This is a genomic window from Desulfatitalea tepidiphila, from assembly GCF_001293685.1.
Classification (GTDB): domain Bacteria; phylum Desulfobacterota; class Desulfobacteria; order Desulfobacterales; family Desulfosarcinaceae; genus Desulfatitalea; species Desulfatitalea tepidiphila.
The window spans coordinates 446,564-466,804 of sequence record NZ_BCAG01000001.1; the positions used below are offsets into that span (position 1 = coordinate 446,564).

At 59.2% G+C, this 20,241-nt stretch carries 14 protein-coding genes; 10 read left to right on the forward strand and 4 right to left on the reverse strand.

Annotated elements, in window-relative coordinates; genetic code table 11:
- Positions 1-89 precede the first annotated feature (89 nt).
- The 8 genes from fdnG to DFT_RS02050 all read left to right on the forward strand — a co-directional run bounded on the left by fdnG (position 90) and on the right by DFT_RS02050 (position 14,335).
- Positions 90-3,128: a formate dehydrogenase-N subunit alpha gene (gene fdnG / locus DFT_RS02010; RefSeq protein ID WP_152971825.1), complete on the forward strand. Its 3,039-nt coding sequence runs from the start codon at positions 90-92 to the stop codon at positions 3,126-3,128.
- Between the two features lie 53 nt (positions 3,129-3,181).
- Positions 3,182-3,925: a 4Fe-4S dicluster domain-containing protein gene (locus DFT_RS02015; RefSeq protein WP_054029565.1), complete on the forward strand. Its 744-nt coding sequence runs from the start codon at positions 3,182-3,184 to the stop codon at positions 3,923-3,925.
- A gap of 120 nt (positions 3,926-4,045) precedes the next feature.
- A complete protein-coding gene (locus DFT_RS02020; RefSeq protein WP_054029566.1) occupies positions 4,046-4,966 on the forward strand; it encodes a formate dehydrogenase accessory protein FdhE in 921 nt (306 codons plus the stop codon).
- Between the two features lie 229 nt (positions 4,967-5,195).
- Entirely contained in the window at positions 5,196-5,813 is a 618-nt protein-coding gene (locus DFT_RS02025; protein WP_054029567.1) for an FmdE family protein, read from the forward strand.
- 20 nt (positions 5,814-5,833) lie between these two features.
- A complete protein-coding gene (locus DFT_RS02030; RefSeq protein WP_054029568.1) occupies positions 5,834-7,945 on the forward strand; it encodes a molybdopterin-dependent oxidoreductase in 2,112 nt (703 codons plus the stop codon).
- Positions 7,946-8,012: 67 nt separating this feature from the next.
- Positions 8,013-10,805 (forward strand): formate dehydrogenase subunit alpha, encoded by a 2,793-nt coding sequence (gene fdhF, locus DFT_RS24725; protein ID WP_083453265.1) that lies wholly within the window; start codon positions 8,013-8,015, stop codon positions 10,803-10,805.
- 267 nt (positions 10,806-11,072) lie between these two features.
- Entirely contained in the window at positions 11,073-12,143 is a 1,071-nt protein-coding gene (locus DFT_RS02045) for a cysteine desulfurase family protein (protein ID WP_235506153.1), read from the forward strand.
- A gap of 296 nt (positions 12,144-12,439) precedes the next feature.
- The gene (locus tag DFT_RS02050; RefSeq protein ID WP_054029571.1) at positions 12,440-14,335 is read left to right on the forward strand and encodes a diguanylate cyclase; all 1,896 of its coding nucleotides are present in this window, start codon (positions 12,440-12,442) and stop codon (positions 14,333-14,335) included.
- Between the two features lie 65 nt (positions 14,336-14,400).
- On the opposite strand, the gene DFT_RS02055 is transcribed toward DFT_RS02050, so the two are convergent.
- The 4 genes from DFT_RS02055 to DFT_RS02070 form a co-directional block, all read right to left on the reverse strand.
- The gene (locus DFT_RS02055) at positions 14,401-16,194 is read right to left on the reverse strand and encodes an adenylate/guanylate cyclase domain-containing protein (protein WP_054029572.1); all 1,794 of its coding nucleotides are present in this window, start codon (positions 16,192-16,194) and stop codon (positions 14,401-14,403) included.
- Positions 16,181-16,849 carry a cupredoxin domain-containing protein gene (locus DFT_RS02060; RefSeq protein ID WP_152971827.1) on the reverse strand — a complete coding sequence of 223 codons (669 nt, stop codon included), beginning with the start codon at positions 16,847-16,849 and terminating at the stop codon, positions 16,181-16,183. The genes DFT_RS02055 and DFT_RS02060 overlap by 14 nt, the downstream gene beginning before the upstream one ends.
- Before the next feature lie 329 nt (positions 16,850-17,178).
- A complete protein-coding gene (gene tatA / locus DFT_RS02065) occupies positions 17,179-17,361 on the reverse strand; it encodes a twin-arginine translocase TatA/TatE family subunit (protein ID WP_054029574.1) in 183 nt (60 codons plus the stop codon).
- Positions 17,362-17,429: 68 nt separating this feature from the next.
- The gene (locus DFT_RS02070) at positions 17,430-17,837 is read right to left on the reverse strand and encodes a hypothetical protein (RefSeq protein WP_152971828.1); all 408 of its coding nucleotides are present in this window, start codon (positions 17,835-17,837) and stop codon (positions 17,430-17,432) included.
- A 389-nt stretch (positions 17,838-18,226) separates the two neighbouring features.
- On the opposite strand from DFT_RS02070, the gene DFT_RS02075 reads away from it, so the two are divergent.
- Positions 18,227-19,297 (forward strand): uroporphyrinogen decarboxylase/cobalamine-independent methonine synthase family protein, encoded by a 1,071-nt coding sequence (locus tag DFT_RS02075; protein WP_054029576.1) that lies wholly within the window; start codon positions 18,227-18,229, stop codon positions 19,295-19,297.
- Positions 19,298-19,394: 97 nt separating this feature from the next.
- Positions 19,395-20,237, forward strand: a complete 843-nt coding sequence (locus DFT_RS02080) for an AAA family ATPase (RefSeq protein ID WP_054029577.1) — start codon at positions 19,395-19,397, stop codon at positions 20,235-20,237.
- The last annotated feature ends 4 nt before the right edge of the window (positions 20,238-20,241 follow it).

Genomic DNA, 20,241 nt, shown 5'->3' on the forward strand with positions numbered 1-20,241 from the left:
CAAAATTCATTTCCACCGGCTCCACTATTTATAGATCACGAAACCGGGCCCGGTCCTTTCGCCCTTCGGCCCTAAGAAAGGAGGCAGCCATGCAAGTCAATCGACGTGACTTTATGAAGGTGAGCGGGGCGGGAGTCGTCGGCCTGTCCATGCTCCAACTGGGCGTGGACGTCAGGCCCGTGCGGGCCTATGCCGACACGCTCAAGATCGAAGGCGCCAAGGAGGTCGTCACCATTTGTCCATTCTGCTCGGTGAGTTGCCACGTCATCTCCCATGTCAAGGACGGCAAACTGGTCAGCACCGAAGGCGACCCGGATTATCCCATCAATCAAGGCGCCCTGTGCGCCAAGGGCGCCTCCATGCTCTCCATGACCCGTAACGAGCATCGCCTGACCAAACCCCTTTACCGGGCACCGGGCAGCACCCGGTGGGAGGAAAAGAGCTGGGATTGGACCTTGGAACAGATTGCCCAGCGCGTCAAGAAGGTGCGCGACAAGGACCTGATCCTCAAGGACACCAAGGGCAGGACCGTCAACCGGCTGGAGTCCATGTTCTTCATCGGTACCTCGCACGCCGACAACGAGGAGTGCGCTGCGGCCCACCAGATGGCGCGCGCACTGGGCATCGTCTATCTCGACCATCAGGCCCGTACCTGACACAGCCCCACTGTTGCGGCTCTGGGAGAGTCGTTCGGACGCGGGGCAATGACGAACCACTGGATCGATCTTAAAAACGCCGATGCCTTCCTCATCATGGGCAGCAATGCTGCCGAGCACCACCCCATCTCCTTCAAATGGGTCCTTCAAGCCAAAGACAAAGGGGCCGTGGTCATCCACGTGGATCCCAAATTTTCGCGCACATCCGCTCGTTCCAATTTTCACGTCCCCTTGCGGTCGGGCACCGACATCGCCTTTCTGGGCGGTATGATCAAGTACATCATCGACAACGAAAAGTACTTCAAAGAGTATGTCGTCGAATACACCAACGCCTCGTTACTGGTGAACAAGGACTTCGGGTTCAACGACGGCCTGTTCAGCGGTTTTGACGCCCAAAAGCGCCAGTATGACAAAACGAGTTGGTCGTTCCAGCTCGATGGCAACGGGGTTCCCAAGCGCGACAAGAGCCTGCAGGATCCTTCCTGCGTGTTTCAGCTGCTCAAGAAGCACTACGCACGCTACACCCTGGACAAAGTTTCCGCCATCACCGGCGTTTCGGAAGAGAATCTGCTCAAGGTCTACGAGGCTTACAGCGTCACAGGCACGGGCACCAAGGCCGGCACGGTGATGTATGCCCTGGGCTGGACCCAGCACACCGTGGGCGTGCAGAACATCCGATCGGCCTGTATGATCCAATTGCTGCTCGGCAACATCGGCATCCCCGGAGGCGGGGTCAACGCCCTGCGCGGCGAGCCCAATGTCCAGGGCTCCACCGACCACGCCCTGCTCTACCACATTCTGCCCGGCTACATGGCGACACCCATGGTCGACTGGCAGACTCTGGCCGACTACCACAAGGCCAACACGCCGGTCACCAAGGATCCCAAGAGCGCCAACTGGTGGCAGAACAAGCCCAAGTACGTGGTCAGCCTGCTCAAGGGCTGGTATGGAGAAAAGGCCACCGCCGACAACGATTTTTGCTATGATTTTTTGCCCAAACTCGAAAAGGGCGTGGACTACTCCTACATGTATCTTTTCGATCAGATGTACCAGGGCAAGGTGCGCGGCGGGTTCATCTTCGGTCTCAACCCCATGAACACCCTGGCCAACTCCCACAAGGCACGCGCCGCCATGGACCGCCTGGACTGGGTCGTCACCTCCGAACTGCACCACAGCGAAACCACCGACAACTGGCACCGGCCGGGCGTCGATCCCAAGTCGATCAAGACCGAGTACTTCCTCCTTCCCTCGGCGCACCGCATCGAAAAGGAGGGCACGATCAGCAATAGCGGCCGCTGGCTGCTCTGGCACCACAAGGCCATCGAGCCGGCGGGCGAGGCCAAAAACTTCGGTTTCATGCTCGTGGGGATGATGAACAAGATCCGCGAAAAGTACGTCAAAGAGGGCGGCAAGCTGCCCGAGGCCGTCACCTATCTCGATTGGCCGGCGAGCTATGACGCCGAAGAGTGGACCCGCCGCATCAACGGCTTCTTCCTGGCCGACGCCAAGGCTGGTAACAAAGAATACAAAAAGGGCCAGCTCGTGCCCAGTTTCGGCTTCCTGGCGGCGGACGGCACCACCTCGAGCCTCAACTGGCTCTATACCGGCAGCTTTACCGAGGAAGATGGCAACAAGTCCAAACGCCGCGATCCCAAACAGACGCCCATGCAGGAGAAAATCGGTCTCTACCCCAACTGGTCCTGGTGCTGGCCGGTCAACCGCCGCATCATTTACAACCGCGCCTCGGTGGACCCCAACGGCAAACCCTGGAACCCGGACAAGGCCCTCATCGCCTGGGAAGACGGCAAATGGGTCGGCGATGTGCCCGACGGCCCGTGGCCGCCAATGGCCGACGAGAAGGGCAAGTACCCGTTTATCATGCATGTTCATGGCTTCAGCCAGATCTTCGGCCCCGGCCGCGTCGATGGTCCTTTCCCAGAGCACTACGAGCCGGTGGAAACCCCGGTGTCTTCACATCCCTTCTCCGGCCAGCTGAACAACCCGATGTACAAGTTCGTCTCCAGCGACTTGGACAAACTGGCCAAGCCGGCCGATCCCGCCTATCCCATCGTGCTGACCACCTACAGCCTCACCGAGCACTGGTGCGGCGGCGGGGAGACGCGCAATGTGCCCAACCTGCTCGAGGCCGAACCCCAGCTCTACGTGGAGATGAGCCCCGAACTGGCCAAGGAAAAGGGGATTCAGAACGGCGACGGCGTGATCGTGGAGAACGTGCGGGGCAAGGTCGAGGCGATTGCCATGGTGACGGTCCGCATCCGGCCGTTCCAGGTCCAGGGCAAGACCGTGCACCTTATCGGCATGCCGTTCTGCTTCGGCTGGACCACCCCCAAATGCGGCGATTCGACCAACCGTCTCACCCCGTCGGTGGCCGATCCCAACACGACCATTTTTGAACTCAAGGCGTGCCTGGTCAATGTGCGCAAGGCTGCCCAGTTGACCGAGATCGCCTGACACTTGACTCCGGGCGGGCCGGTCCCGCCCGTTGAACATAAGGAGGAAGCGCCATGTCCAAGGCATTTTTCATAGATACCTCGCGCTGCACGGCCTGCCGCGGCTGCCAGATCGCCTGCAAGGAGTGGAAGGAGCTGCCGGCCAATCCCACCAAACAACGGGGCAGCCATCAGAATCCACCCGACCTCAACCCCAACAACTACAAGGTCGTTCGTTTCAGCGAATACCTGGAAGACAATCGGATCCATTGGAACTTTTTCCCGGATCAATGCCGGCACTGCCTCGAACCGCCTTGCAAGGCAGAGGCCGACAATTACGAAGAGGGCGCCGTGGTTCAGGACACGGCCACCGGCGCAGTTGTTTTTACGGATAAAACACGGAAGATTTCCGGCGAGGGATTCGAGAGCATGCGCTCGGCCTGCCCCTACGATATTCCCCGCCGCGACCCGGCCACAGGCCTGATCAGCAAGTGCAACATGTGCCACGAGCGGGTCGTACGCGGCCTTCTGCCGGCCTGCGTCAAGGCCTGCCCCACGGGCGCCATGAATTTCGGCGAACGGGCGGACATGCTCCTCCTGGCCGAGCAGCGTCTGGCGGATCTTCGCAAGGATTACCCCAAGGCGATGCTGGCCGACCCCGAAGATGTCAGCGTCATCTACCTGCTCGTCGACGCTCCCGAAAACTATCACGAAAACAGCGTGGCCCATCGATTCCAGCCGCCCATGGACCGCAAGATATTCCTTTCCATGCTGGGACGTCCGCTGCGCAGAAGCGTTGGCGCCATCCTCAAACTCTGAGACGGCGGGCCTCGTCCGGTGTGATTCTCCGGGCAAGGCCTGTGTCGTCTTTCAGGTCATGCCCTGGGGGGCCCGTTCAAGTGCGGGCCGCCGGGGCATGACCGTCGCAAAGGAGCCGCCATGCCGCCTGCCATTCCAGCTGTCGCCGAAGTCGAACAACGCATCGACCGAGTGGTCGAAACCATTGCGGCCAAACGGCCCATGCTGCAGAGCGTGGTACAGCCGTTTGCCGACCTTTACAAAGAAAGGGCCCGCCTGGTCTGCAGCTTGAGAGCAGAGTTGAACACGCCAGCCCTCGATGACTTCGGCGGCCGACTGGACGACGGCGCGCCTCTGCTTTCCAGCCTCTCTTTGGGCATCCTCGAGCCGGCATTGAGCCGTGCCTTCGTTGCCTTGATGCCTGTCTTGAAAACGGGCTTTCCGGCCATGGCCGGCGACTTCGACCGTATCATGGCCGCCCATGGCCGCGGCGGCCTGGACCTCGTGACCCTGGCCGATATCTATCTGGGGCGCACCGTCACATCCCATTCGGATCACCCGGACGAACCGCCGGCCCTCGGATTCGTCATCCATATGGCACTTTCGGCCGTGCTCCAGGCCCTGGCGCCCCTCTTGCGTGCCCAAATTCAGGAAGACTCATGGCATCACGGCTTTTGCCCCATTTGTGGATCGTTGCCCGCCATCAGTTACCTATCCAAGGCCGAGCCATTGGGCTCCGAGTATCTGGTGGGCGGCGGCGGCCAGCGCTATCTGCACTGTGTCCTGTGTGGACACGATTGGCGGGTGCACCGCAACTTGTGCGCGGTCTGCGAAAAAGAAGATACCGAGATGAAGCTGTACTTCACCGTGCCGGAAGAACCCGGAGAGCGGATCGATGTCTGCCACCATTGCCACCACTATCTTCCGTGCATCGATCTGCGGGAAACAGGCACGTTGCCCCACCTGGACACCGCCTGCGTGAGCCTGGCCCATTTGGACATGCTCGCCCAGGAAAAAGGGTATACCCCAATGGTCCTCATGCCGTGGAATACCTTTCAGTAGTCCCCCGCCTCACACCAATTTCGGGCGCCTTGATGTTGAGCCTCTTAGGGCGACGTCCGGCAACGACGTTTCACGCATCCTGAGTGCCGACTCGCTTCCAAAGTTTTCTCGGGCGATTTTATATCAAAATTGACATAAGTGATACGGTATGCTATCTGCGGATGTCGTTCGTATGAAGCGGCCAATGGATTCATATATCCAATAATAACCAAGGATAACGTATCATCCTATGAGAATCGCAGGGAAGGTCCATCCCACAGGTGATTGGGTCCGGGATTCCAAGGGCACAACCCACTGCTTTGATGCCTTCATGGAGCGGATCACCGCTTTCCATGGGTATCCGGCGCCTGGGCTCGTCATTGGCGGCAAGATGGTCGATCTGGCGCTCAGCGCCATGCCATCCGGCTGCCTGTTCGACGCTATCGCCGAAACCGGCCATTGTCTGCCGGATGCCATTCAGATGCTGACGCCCTGCACCGCCGGCAACGGCTGGCTCAAGGTGATGGATCTGGGCCGGTTTGCCCTGGCCTTGTATGACAAGTACAGCGGCATCGGCGTGCGCGTGTTTATCCATACCCACAAAGTGGCCGCCTGGAAAGAGATCGACAGTTGGTTTTTCAAGCGCAAACCCAAGGCCGAACAGGATAGTGGCGCATTGTTGCGAGAGATCCGACAGGCCGGTGAAAAAATTCTGCAAATGGAGACCATCCGCGTTCAACCGCGGCTGATGGTCAAAGATTCGGTTGGAACCAGGGGGATTTGCCCGCAATGCGGTGAGTCCTATCCGCTGAAGCACGGATCGGCTTGCCGGGCGTGCCAGGGTTTGTCCCCTTACACGACGGCCTGATGTCGAACAAAGGAGCGACAATGGAAAATATTTATACGATCTGCGGTATGTGTACGGTGCGCTGCCCGGCCATGGCACGGGTGGAAAACGGCCGTATCGTATCGCTTCAAGGCAATCCCCATGTTTCGGCCATGTCCGGCGGCCTTTGTCCCCGCGGCAGCGCGGGAAAGGCCCTGGTGGCGGACAACGAACGGCCCCAAACCCCACTGATCAGGGAGGGGGCGAGAGGTGAGGGCCGCTGGCGCCGGGTCAGTTGGGACGAGGCACTGGATTACACCTGCGACCGGCTCAAGTCGGTGATCGCCGAACACGGTGAGCGTACCGTGGCCATGACGGATCGCGGCGGTCCGTTCCGGGACATGCACCGCGCACTGCTGCGCGGCATAGGCTCCCCCAACTACTGCAACCACGACGGTTCCTGTGCGCGGAACGTCCAGCATGCCAATTTGTCCCTGACCGGGCTGGGCCGCAAGGATGTGGTTTATGATTATGCCCACGCACGCCATGTGGTGCTGCAGACACGTAATATCTTCGAAGCGGTGGATGTCCAGGAGGTCAACACCCTCATGAAGTCCCTGGACAAGGGATGCCGACTGAGCGTGATCGATATCCGGGCCAATATATCGTCGACCAAGGCGCATGATTTTTTCATGGTGCGGCCGGGAAGCGATTATGCCTTCAATTTGGCGGTCATCCATGTGCTGCTCAAGGATCGTTTATACGACGCCCGGTATGCGGCACGATATATCGAGGGCATGGATGCGCTCAAGTCGTTTATCGAGCCGTACACCCCGGAGTGGTCCGAAACCGAGACCGGTGTCGACGCCGACCGTTTGAGAGATTTTACCCATCGCCTGGCTGCCGCCGCGCCGGCGGTGATCTGGCACCCCGGCTGGATGACGGCGCGGTATCGCCATTCGTTCTACGTGTGCCGGTCCATCTACATCATCAACGCGCTGCTGGGCGCATACGGGACCAAGGGTGGATTGCCGCTGACCAATACGCCGAAGGACGTGGGCCGCAAGGGGCTGAAAAAATTCATGGATCTCTATCCGGCCCCCAAAGAGAAACGGGCCGACGGCGTCGGATGGCGGTATCCGCACTTCGACAAGGGGCCGGGAATGGCCCATTTAATGTACAAGGCCATGGAGACCGACGACCCCTATCCGGTCAAGGCCTATATCGCCTATCGCCACGACCCGCTCATGGGGTTCCCGGATCCCGACCACCTGAAACGGATTTTCGATCGCCTGGATCTGTTGGTGTCGGTGACCTTCAGCTGGTCGGATACGGCCTGGTACAGCGACGTGGTTCTGCCCCTGTCGACCTACCTGGAACGTGAGTGCGTTCTGGCCTGTAAAAATACGCTCCGGCCCTACTTTTTCAGGCGTCAGCGGGCGGTGGAGCCTTGTTACGACACGCGAGCCGACTGGCAGATCGTGGGCGGCCTGGCCCGGCGCCTGGGTTTGCCGCAGCTCGACTATGAAAATGTGAACGACATCTGGCGGTTTCAACTGGAAGGGACCGGCGTGACGATCGAGGATTTCGATGCCACGGGTCTGGTGCCGCTGTGCGATGCACCGGTCTACCGGGATCGGGACAATCTCAAGTTCAAGACGCCCAGCGGAAAAATCGAGATGGTCTCGGAAAATTTAGAAAGCAACGGCATCGCTTCGCTGATGCCCTATACGCCGGTCGAGCGCCCGTCCCAAGGCATGTTCCGCCTAACCTTCGGCCGGTGCGCCATGCACACCCAGGGACATACGGTGAACAATCCGTTGCTGTTCGAGCAGGTACCGGAAAACGTGCTCTGGATCAACATCGATGCCGCCGGGCAACTGGGTATCGAGGATGGAGAGCGGGTAGCGGTGTCCCAGAACGGCTATTCGGACACGATCGTGGCCAAGGTGACCGATGCGATTCATCCCGAAGCCGTTTTTCTCCTGCATGGGTTCGGGCACACCCTGCCGGTGGAGAGCCGTGCCAAGGGGAAGGGGTTGGCGGACAATAAATTCATGCAGGGCGGGCTGGATCTGTGGGACCCGGCCGGCGGGGCCGTCGCTTTGCAGGAGCATTTCGTCAGCGTACATAAGGTGCAGGAAGAAAACGTGGCGTTGGCCAGAGCCATCTGACCGATATCGCCCTGGCGTGTTGCAACCGCCCGTCCGGCTGTGAGGCGGACGAGCAGAAAGGATCATCATGACGCAGCAGAAGATGATGATAAACGGACACGAGGTTCTCTTTTCCCCGGGCCAGACCATTCTCGAGGCGGCCGAGGCGGCGGGTATCTGGATTCCAACCCTGTGCCATCTGAAGGGAACCACGCCCACCGGGGCCTGCCGCATCTGCGTGGTCGAGGTGGCCGGCGCCCGTACCCTGCCCACGGCCTGCAGCACACCCGCAACGCCCGGTATGGAGGTTCAGACCGAATCGCCGCGCGTGATCGAGGCGCGGCGCTTGATTCTGGAATTGATGCTCTCCTCGGGCAATCACAATTGTGCCGCTCTCAACGGCGGCGATGGGGATTGGACCGGCTTTCAGCTGGGCGTTCAGGACAGCGACGGTTCCAGCGAGCTTTGCCCGGTGTGGGGAGACTGCAAGCTGCAGGACCTGGCGTTCCGCTATCAGGTCAAGGTGGGACGCTTTCAACCCCATGAGGGCGCTTATCCCCAGGAGTTGGCCAATCCGCTGATCGTCAGGGATTTTTCACGTTGCATCCTGTGCGGGCGCTGCGTGCAGGCCTGTAACGAGGTTCAGGTCAACCGGGCCATCAGCTTCGGGTACCGGGGCGCCCGAAGCAAGATCGTCGCCGCCGGTGATCGGCCTCTGGCCGATTCGGAATGCGTCTTTTGCGGTGAATGCATTCAGGCCTGCCCGGTGGGTGCCCTGGTGGAGAAAAAGGCGCGCTATCGTTGGCGGCCGTGGGAGACCACGACCGTCCGCACCACTTGCCCTTACTGCGGCGTGGGATGCCAGCAGTTGCTGCACGTCAAGGGCGGGCGCATCGTCAAGGTGACCGGGGTGGAGGGGGCCGAGCCCAACCAGGGGCGCTTGTGCGTCAAGGGGCGTTTCGGCTATGACTTCATCTATTCCGAGGATCGGGTCAAGACGCCGCTGATCCGGGAAGGGGGCGATTTCCGTGAGGCTTCCTGGGACGAAGCCCTGGATCTGGTGGCTTCCAGGTTCAAGGAAATCATCGCTGCCAACGGGTCGGATGCGGTGGCCGGGGTGAGCTGCGCGCGCAGCATCAATGAAGACTCATACCAGATGCAGAAGCTTTTCCGGTCGGTGTTCAAGACCAACAACATCGACCATTGTGCCCGTACTTGACATGCTCCGACGGTCGCCGGGCTGGCGACCACGTTCGGTTCAGGGGCCATGACCAACTCGTTCAACGAATTCGCGCGGGCCAGGATGTTCCTGGTGATCGGTTCCAACATGACCGAAGCCCATCCCGTGGCTTCCACCTTTGTCAAGAATGCTGTGTTGAAAGGGGCCAGGCTGATCGTGGTGGATCCGCGGCGGCACAAGCTGGCCGATTGCGCTGAACTGCACGTGCCCATCCGGGTTGGCAGCGATATCGCCTTTCTCAATGCCGTGATGCACGTGCTCATCGCCCAAGGCTGGTATGACAAGAAATTCGTCGATTCCTGCACCGTGGATTTCGATAAGCTGGCCGCCACAGTGTTGCGCTATACCCCCGAATACGCTGCCGACATCTGCGGCGTCTCGGCGGACATGATTCGGGATGTGGCCCGGCGCATCTCGTCGGTCAAGCCCATGATGTTGTGCTACACCCTGGGCATCACCGAACACACCTGCGGTACCCGCAACGTGATGAGCACGGCCAACCTCCAGATGCTGCTGGGCAACATGGGGGTCGAGTGCGGCGGGGTCAACCCCCTGCGCGGGCAAAACAACGTACAGGGTGCCTGTGACATGGGCGCGCTGCCCAACGTGTTTCCCGGCTATCAGAAAGTCGGCGACCTGGCCTTGCGGTCCAAGTTCGAAAAGGCCTGGGGCGTGCAAGGATTGCCGGCCCACAACGGATTGATGATCCCCCAGATGATGGAAGGGCTGGTCAGCGGCCAGGTTCGCGCCTTCTATATCTTCGGCGAGAACCTGGCCAACACCGAGCCGGACATCCACAAGGTGGAGCACGAATTGGCCTCGGCCGAGTTCCTCGTGGTGCAGGACATTTTTTTAAACGAGACCACCCGTTTTGCCCACGTGATATTGCCGGCAGCCGCCTGGAGCGAAAACGACGGCACCTTCACCAACAGCGAGCGGCGGGTCAACCGGGTCCGCACGGCCAGTCCGGCGCCGGGCGAGGCCAAGCCCAACTGGTGGATTTTCCAACAGATCGCCAAGCGTTTCGGGCACCAGTGGACCTCCAACAGCGCCAGGGAGATTTGGGACAACGAAGTGTCGGTGCTGGCCCCCCAGCTGTGCGGCATCAAGTACCATCGGCTCGAGGGCGACGGGCTGCAGTGGCCCTGCCCGGACGAAAATCATCCGGGCACCTGTTTTCTGCATAGAGACGGCCACTTCACCTGTGGCCTGGGAATCTTTACACCGGCCGAATGGACCCCGCCGGCCGAGGTGCCCGACGACACCTATCCGCTGGTGCTCAGCACCGGCCGGCGGTTGACCCACTACCACACCCGTACCCAGACCGGCCGCTGCGAAGGGCTCAACGATATCCTGGGCGAGGAGACGGCCGATATTTCGCCGGCGGACGCCCAAGCCCTGAACATCGCCCACGGCGAAATGATTCGCGTGGCCTCGCGGCGGGGAGAGATCAAGGTCAAGGCCAACGTGACCGACGCGGTGCCCCAGGGGATGGTGTGGATGGCCTTTCATTTCAGGGAGGCCAATGCCAATTGGCTCACCAATGCCGCCTTCGACGAGATCACGATGACGGCCGAGTACAAGGCCTGCGCGGTACGCATCGAAAAATTGACCGATCCGGCATCCATGGCCCGCGTTTGACCCTGCGGATAGCAGTCGCCGCGGCTCGAACGCCATCGCCGTCAGGTCATTCATGTCCGGCAGCACATCCAAGCACCGGCCGATAGGATCACCGTCCTATCGGCCGGCACATCATTTCCAACTCCTTCCTGAATCATCGTGAGTCGATCGATTTTTTTTGAGGCAGCTTGTACCATTTGTGCCTGAATTCTGTTACATTCCCCTGCAACGCTGAAAGAGCGCCCGATACAACCAGGTGCGCTGACGATCCCAAGGAGTGCCCATTCCATGGTTGAACCCATCTATTTGGATTACAACGGCACCACCCCACTCGATCCGGAAGTGATCGCGGCCATGCGTCCATTTTTGGAGAGAGAATTCGGTAACCCCTCCAGCTCGCACTGGTACGGCATCAAGCCCAAGCAGGCCGTGGAGGGCGCCCGGCGGCAGGTGGCCGGGCTGCTCAACTGCCGGCCGGACGAGCTTTTTTTTACTTCGGGGGGCACCGAATCCAACAACCATGCCATCAAAGGTATCGCCCGGTCGATGAAGTCCCAAGGCCGGCATATCGTCACCAGCGCCTTCGAGCATCCGGCGGTGCTCGAGGTTTGCCGCTACCTGGCGGCCGAAGGATTCGAGACCACCTGCGTGCCCGTGGACGACCAGGGGATGGTGGATCCCGGGGAGGTGGAGAGAGCACTGCGGCCGGACACGATCCTCGTGACCGTCATGCATGCCAATAACGAGGTGGGCACCGTGCAGCCCATCGCCGAGATTGCCGCCATAGCCAGGCGCCATGGTATACCCGTGCACACCGATGCGGCCCAGTCCCTGGGCAAAATACCGGTCGACGTGCAGGCCTTGGGCGCGGACCTGCTTTCGGTGGCCGGTCACAAGCTTTACGCGCCCAAGGGTATCGGTGCGCTGTATGTGCGCCGGGGGCTGCAGCCCGAAAAATTCTGCCACGGCGCCGGCCAGGAGCGTGGCTGGCGCGCCGGCACGGAAAATGTTCCGTTCATCGTGGCCCTGGGCAAAGCGTGCGAGATTGCGGGGCGTGATCTGCCCGCCGGCATGGGGCACCTTCAGGCCATGCGCGACCGCTTGCATCATGGCATCGCCGACGGCCTGACCGGCGTGCGCCTCAACGGCCATCCTGACCGGCGGCTGCCCAACACGCTCAGTCTGGCGTTTCGCAATCTGGGGCCAACCGCATTCTCGAGGAGATCGGCCTGGAAGTGGCCGCCTCGGCCGGCGCCGCCTGTCACGCCGATACGGTGTCCATTTCCCACGTGCTCGAGGCCATGCAGCTGCCCATGGATTGGGCCAAAGGCACCCTCCGGTTTTCGGTGGGCCGCATGACGACGGCTGAGCAGATCGACCGCGCCGTGTCGGTCGTGACCACCGCCGTTCGTAAGCTTCGCGAAGCCTAGTCGGCGGTTTTATTTATGATTTTGAACCCAATGTGATTAACTTAAGCGGATGTTGCGGGCGGGCGTAAAGCCCGCCCCTGCGAGGTTTGGGCTGTAATAGAGCCATTCGCCATAAAAAGGGGGCGTAGGGGCGGGGTTTATCCCCGCCCGTATGGAAACCTGAACGTCTTAAGTTAACGGCATTGATTTTAAACCCATATCTCATCTTAACCAGCAGGATTGATTATGGGGACCGACAAACCTAACCCAACTTCGGATCAGGATCAGGCCGTGATCGAAGGGGAACGCCTGAAAATCCTCTTGCAGATGGCCGGCGCAACCGCCCATGAACTCAACCAGCCTCTGGTAGAGCTCATGGGCTATATCGACCTGTTTGCCTTTGATCGCGATGATCCGGTCAAAATGGACTCGCATCTGGACAAAATCAAGGCGGCCGGTCACCGCATTGCCAAGATCGTTCAAAAGATCCAGGCCATTCGGCCGGACCAGGCTGAGCCGGCCGGGTCAGACGTCAAGATTGTTTCGTTCGATCGACCCATCGACTTGCTGATCATCGAAGACCTGGATTCGGACTATGAGCGTATCGTCGCCGCGCTTGCCGGGGAGGAGAGGATTCATATCAGCCGCGCACGCACCTTTGAGGAGGCGCTCGGTAAACTCGCCGAAAACACCTTCCATCTCATGATCCTGGATTATTTGTTGCCTTGGGGAAACGGCCTGGCATTTCTCACCGATCTTGAACGAATGCGAATCGATATACCGGTGATCTTCAGCACCGGGCATGGAGACGAGATGGTCGCGGCCCAGGCCATTCAGCTCGGGGCCTATGACTACCTGCCCAAGTCGCACCTGGATCGGCCCAACCTGCTGCGCGTCATCGCCCATACGCTGGAAAAGCACCGGCTCAGAGCCGAGGTGAATCAGGCCATGGAAAAAATGGCCGAAATGTCGGTGCGTGACGATTTGACCGGGCTCTTCAACCGGCGTTATATGAACGAATCGTTGGAAAGAGAATTCTCACGTGCCCGGAGGTACGACAACGATCTTTCCTGCTTGCTCATCGACATGGATTTTTTCAAGCAGATCAACGATGCCTACGGCCATATTTTCGGAGATGCCGTGCTCAAGCAATTTGCCGGCCTCATGAAAGCGAAGGTCCGTGAGAGCGATCTTTGTTTCCGCTACGGTGGAGAAGAATTTCTGGTTCTGCTGCCCAACACGGATATCGAGGGAGCCCAAAACACCGGTGAGAAACTGCGAAGTGCGACCGAAGCCTATCTTTTCAGGGACGGGGAAAACCAAATCCACACCACGATCAGCGTCGGCTGCGTGTCCCTCAGGCTTCACCAGCCTCCGGATGTCCGCAGCATGCTGGCCTTGGCCGACAAGGCGCTCTACCGCGCCAAGGCGGAAGGCCGCAACCGCCTGATCGTCTACATGGAAACGCCCGGGGATATGTTTCAGGGCGAAAAGCAGGATGTGGACATGGCCTTCGTCCGCGAGCGGATGACCGCCATTCTGGAAAAGAGCAAAAAGGCCTCCTTGAATGCCCTCGCATTGCTGCTCGATCAGCTGGGGGCAGCCCGATTCAAGGCGCACAATCACCAGTCCCTGGCCCAGATCGATTGGATGGGAGGGCGCCTGCACCTCTCCGGCGCGATGATCGAAACGATCAAGCGGGCCGCCATGTTGCACGACCGGTTGAAGATCCTGATTCCCGAGTCGGTGATCGGCAAGAACGGCCCATTGAATGCGGAGGAGTGGGCCTGCATCGAAAACCATGCCACCGTGCTGGCCGAAGTAGCCGGCCTGTTCGAATTTTTTCGCGACGAACGGGACATTCTGCTCCACCACCAGGAACGCTATGACGGTACCGGCTATCCGAATGGACTGAAGGGCGAAGAGATCCCGCTGGGAGCCCGCATTCTGGCCATTGCGGACGCCGTTACCGCCATGATGTCGGAAAGACCCTATCGCCCACCGTTGACCGGTCGACAGATCGTCAAAGAGTTGCGGCAGAATGCCGGCACCCAATTCGATCCTCGCATCGTCGATATCTTCCTGGATGCCCTGGCGGAGAATCCCGCGGCGGCGCTTTCCCATGCCGATATGCCGGTTTAAGCCCGGGTACTGGAAAATGGCAAGGTCCGGCGCGCCCTTCCATTTAAGCGTTGCATCATCCTCTTTTATGCTGCCGATGGATCGTTTCGCCCCATGGAAAGGTGCGGGCTATCGCCATCGGGCGGCCCGACGGCATGGAGGGTGCGCGGCTGGCGGAACCCCTTCAATTCACAGATGAACGTCCGGTGGACGCGCACCCTGTTTTTGATCCGGTCATAGAGGGGGGCCGAAACAACCACTTCACCGGGTTTGGCTTCGCCCTGGATGCGCTGGGTCAGGTTGACTTCGGCGCCGACAATGCCGAATTTGGCGCGCTCCCTGGAACCGATATTGCCCACGATGGCCGGACCGGCGTTCAATCCGATACCGATGGCGATCGGCGGCAGGCCCTCTGCGATCATCTCCTCGTTGACATGGTGCAACCGGTGGTGCATCTCGAAGGCGCAGGATACGGCAGACGAGGCCATGGCCGCCATGTCGCGCTCCAGGGGGTCGAAAAGGGCCAGAATGCCGTCACCGACAAAATCGACCACCACCCCCTCCTTGTCTTTGATGATATCGATGATGTGGGCAAAGTAGCGATTGAGCAGCTGCACCGTCTGTTCGGGGGTGAGCTGTTCGGACAGCCGCGAAAATCCCCGGATATCGGCCATAAAAATGACCACGTCTCTTTTTTGGCCTCCCAGAAGCTGCATTTCAGGCCGTTCGAGCAGACGTCGGGCCACTTCGTGGTCCACATAGCGGCCAAAGGCCGTGCGGATCATATCCCTCTCGTGCAGGCCCGCAATCATCTGGTTGAAGGCATCCCCGAGCTCTGCAAATTCGTCTTTGCCGCTCACCACCACCCGGACGCCGAAATTGTCCTTGGCTACATGGCGGGCCGCTGCAGTGAGGGTCTGGACCGGCTTGGCGATCTCCATGGCGATAAAGAAGCTGACCAACACGCCGAGGACGATCCCCACACCTGCAAATTCCAGCATGACCCGCCGGATCTCCTGGACGAAACCGAGCTGGGCGTCGAGAGATCGGGCAATGGCAAAGGCCGGTATGCCGGTTTCCGCCTGAATGCCGATTTTTAAAAACAGGAACCTTTCTCCGGCGATGGCGTGCATCTGCGGCACGGTGCTGGAGATGGTGTCCAACACCGGCCGTGATAAAGCCGTTGGCGCGTTTCCCGTGGGCATGGCATCGAAGGCCGGACCCGCCGATGACACGATGGCGTTGTCGGACAGCAGGGCGATGTCGGCCCCGCTCAGGCGTCGCAGTTTGGCAAGATCCGTTGCGGTCCAGGGCATGCCGACAAAGACGACCCCCAACATTTCGCGGAATTCGTTGGGGCCGATCATCAATGGCAGGGCGATGATCTGATGGTAGTTGCGGCCGACGCGCATGAAACCATGGGCGATCGAACCGTTGAAGCTGCTTTTCAGCTGATCGTTCGAGGCCAGCACCGCCGCGATGTCCGGTTTTAGGGGGTTGTTGGCCCGGATCAAACCCCGGCTGTCCGCCGCGCCGAGCACGGAGAGCTGCGGGTAACTGGGCAGGATTTCGTTGAGCACGATGTCGTCGCAGGTCAGACGGTCCAGTCGGGCGTCGGTCAGGATGGTGCGCATCAATTCACCGCCCGACACCGCTCTGGCCAGTTCCTGGAGACGCACGTTGCGTTCTTCGATCAGGTCGGCGACGATCTGGCGGGTGGATTGCAAGTCGATCTTGATGCCCCTTATCGCCTTGGCTTCGATCCGGCGCTGGAGGACAAAGAAAGTGCCTGCCAGCACGCCGATCACCACAGCTGTGATGGTGAGCGCCAGTTTGTATTTAAAAGGAAAATGAAAACCGATCGTTTTAATAGTAGCCATCCTGTTGGAAGTCAGTGGCGTCGTAGCCAGGGACAGGCCATGGGGATACAGGCGTTTCGACGGCCGTTTTCACGCTCTGCAACTCTAAGGATACAGATCGATTCCCGGTGCCGATATCCACAAAGAGCGTGGCATTGCCCCCGAGGATGTGCCACGCCCGCAACCGATGCCGGCCGGACGGTACGTCGGCAATGCGGAAAAACCCCCTGTCGTCGGTCACCGCAAAATATCGGTTGGGCACCACATATACATCGGCGATCATGCTCTGGTGAATATCGCAATAGACGGGGTGGGGGCCGACCTCGTGGAGAACCACGCTGCGGGATTCTCCTTGTCCATAGCGCGACAGGCTGAATGGCTCCGTGGGATGGGGCGAAAAAACGGTGTGCTGGTAGATGTCCGAGTTTTCGAAACGAATTGATTGTCCCTGAACGGCCGGCAACAGGCGCGGTGTGAATTTCTTGGCCTGCTGGTCCATGACCGCCTCCCCGACCGGTTCGGTAAAGAAACCTTCCAGATACACGATCGCGTGGGCATGGCTTTTCAATGGGCTTTGGCCGGACTTGTCCATGACGACGATCCATCCGTCGATGTCGGCGGCCTCGGAGAAAACGGACGAGAGGATCATTAACAATGACAAGAGCGCGATTCGCATGACATCCTCGCTAGTGCCGCCATATCATAGGAGACCGGTTCCCTCACGGCCTGTGATCAGCGACGTCATTAAACTGAATAAGATCGAATGGCCGTTCGTCAAAGAGCGGCCTTCGCCCCTATTCATATTTTCGGGTTTTTGGCATTCTTGCTGTTTCGGATAGCTCGGGCCCGGACTGGTGCGGTCTGATACCGCAACGAACGAGACGACACGTGTGAAGCTGACTTCCAGCGGAATGATGGCTATGCACTAAATAAATACCAGCAGGTTGCCCGGCATGGGGAACCCGCAGGTAGATGGAGGAGGCGCGACGTGTCGATAGAAAGAGTTTAGGTGGTCTTGTCGTCTTCGATTTTGTCTTGTTTCTTTGCCTCTTTTTCACGGGTGGCATCGCGGAAGTTACGGATGGCTTTGCCCATTCCGCCCCCGATTTCCGGTAATTTGCCGGCACCGAAAATGATCAGAATGATCACCAAAATGATTATCAGTTCGGGAATTCCGATACCAAACATACTGTTCTCCTTATTGTCGCCGCTGTATGGGGGGTATGCCGTCGAGTCTATGCGTGCCCAGGTAACCGCTAATCACACGTATGACCATCGGGTCCCAATTCAACCACAAGTCTGCGAAACTCTTTTGAGTGTGTATATCGATCGACGGCACCCTGGTATTCGATCCATGCGTGCCAAGCCTTGAGCCAATCGTGATTATGCCAATAGGCCTCGGGATTGCCTTTGCCCTGCAGGCGGTGAATATAATCGATATATTCTTCTGCGCATCCGCTGCAGAAATGGTACGGGGTCTTTGGCTGTTCTGTTGTCTTTCTCGGGTCTATACCTAAGGGCGTGCCACAGCGTTCGCATTTGGACGGGCAGTGACTGCACTGAAACACCTTCCGAACGGCCATGATCTTTTGCTTGTGCAGCATGGCGGCCTTTTGCTCGGCATTGAGCTTCAGTTTGTCGTCCAATGAAATGACCTTGCTCATGAATGCTCCCGGGGCCTGGTGGATATTGAATTTTAAGGCCAAAATATATCACCGCCATCCGGGGGTGTCAATCAACGGAAACTCGGCATCATCGATATCCTCTTGGCGCCATACACCTTGTCTGGCATGGTCGCCTATGATACAGTCGCGCCCCGAATGCCTGATAATCAGTGCCTATCCACAAATGGCCAATTTGCCCGATATCGGCGTTGCACGAAAAATTAGATCCTCGGAATATAAGCCATATGCCTGCGGTTAAATTTTTCGTGCGCCTTGATCTCGACCCAATTTGCCTGTTTGTGGACAGGCACTGATTAAGGAACAAGAGACCCAATGCGGTCTCCCTCGATTGAGTTTTCAACATAAGAGATCCAAGTCAGGAAATGGATATGAAGACACTAAAGAATCCACCGGAAGGGCGGGCCATGCTCATCGGGAGTCAGCCGTTGCGCGACCATGGCGAGGCCACCCGGCTGGTTTTGAAATACGTACCGGAGATCCCCAACTGGGTGCAACTTCCGTTGTTCAGAAAAGAGGGCATGGTGGCCCAGTTCGTGGATGGCATGCCCGGTCTCGTGCGCGGCGCCGAGCGAACTTTTATCGACGTGACAGCGGAAAATTTCGGTGAAGAGATGGCCGCCTTTTTCGAGGCTTATCTCGCCGTTGCCGAACACGGCGATCGGCTGGACGACAGCCGTTTCGCCCTCGGCACGGATGTCGCCGCCGGTTTTTTTACCCTCTTGGAAAGTCTGCGCGATCGTTCCGACCCTCTCTTCGCGGTCAAGGGACAGATCACCGGGCCGATCACCTTCTGTACCTCCCTGACCGATCAGGATCGGCGTGCCGTTTTTTACAACGAGGCCGTGCGCGAGGCAGCGGTCAAGATGCTGGCCCTCAAGGCGGCCTGGCAGGCCCAGCGCCTCGGCGAGGTCGGTGCCCCGGTCATCATCTTCATAGACGAACCCGTCCTGGCCAGTTATGGTTCCTCGGATATGATCAGCATCTCCAGGGATGACATCGCAGGTTGCCTCAAGGAGGTGATCGACGCGATTCACCAACAGGGCGGCCTGGCCGGTGTGCATGTGTGCGCCAACACCGACTGGTCCCTGCTCCTCGACTCGGATGTGGACGTGGTCAATTTCGATGCCTATGGCTATTTCGACAAATTTATCCTCTATGGCGATGCGCTCAGACCTTTTCTGGCCTCTGGCCGCTATCTGGCCTGGGGGCTGGTGCCCACCTCCCAGGCCGATCAGGTGGCGGCGGCCACCGGCGAAAACCTCTATGCCCTGTGGCAATCGTGCCTGCAACGGCTCGGTGCCATGGGGATCGATACGGAAATGGCAGGTCGCCAATCGTTCATCACCCCCAGTTGCGGCACCGGCTCCTTGACGCCGGAATTGAGCCATCGGGTGCTGGAGTTGACCCGGGAGTTGTCGGAAAGGGTAAGGCACACTTAGTTCACAAGTATGGAAAAAAGTATGAAAGTCGGAAAGCAAGAAAGTATGAAAACACTTTCATACTTTAAACTTATTTAGGAGATAAGGAAATACGACTATGAGCGGAGAAACTTTCAGCGGTGCTTCACGCTACGTTTTGGATGCCGAACTGGCGCAGATCGTCAACGTCTCCATGGCCCTGGAGATGCCCCTGCTGCTCAAAGGCGAACCAGGAACCGGCAAGACCATGCTGGCCCATGCCATCAGCGAGAGCCTGGGCATGCCCCTGCTGGCGCTCAACGTCAAATCGAGCATGAAACTGGTCGAGGCGCTCTATCAGTACGACACCCTGACCCGTCTGAACGACAGCCGCTTCGGCGACTCCAAGCGGGATGTGAGCGACATCGAAGCCTACATCAAAATGGGCAAGATCGGCCAGGCCTTCGCGGCCGACAAGCGCACCGTGCTGCTCATCGACGAGATCGACAAGGCCGATACCGACTTTCAGGACGACATGCTCGACGTGCTCGACCAGATGGAGTTCGACATCATCGAGATCGACAAGACCATCCGGGCCAAGCACCGGCCGGTGATCATCATCACCTCCAATGCCAAGAAGGATCTCTCCGATCCGTTTCTGGGCCGCTGCAACTTCCACCACATCGCCTTTCCGGACCCCAAGATGATGCGCCGCATCATCGATGTCCATTTTCCCGGTTTGAGCAGCGACCTTTCCGAAAACGCCATCGACGCCTTTTATCGCCTGCGCCAGATCGAAGGCGTGGAGAAACGGCCGGCCACCCGCGAGCTGATCAATTGGATCAGGGCGTTGCAAAGCGATCCGGACTTCAAGCCCAAGCGCCTGATCAAGGACGAACTGCCCTACCTGGGCGTGCTGTTCAAAAAGAGCCAGGACTTCGAGACGGCCAACCGCATCACCCAGCGGCGGGCGAGGTATTAGGCCC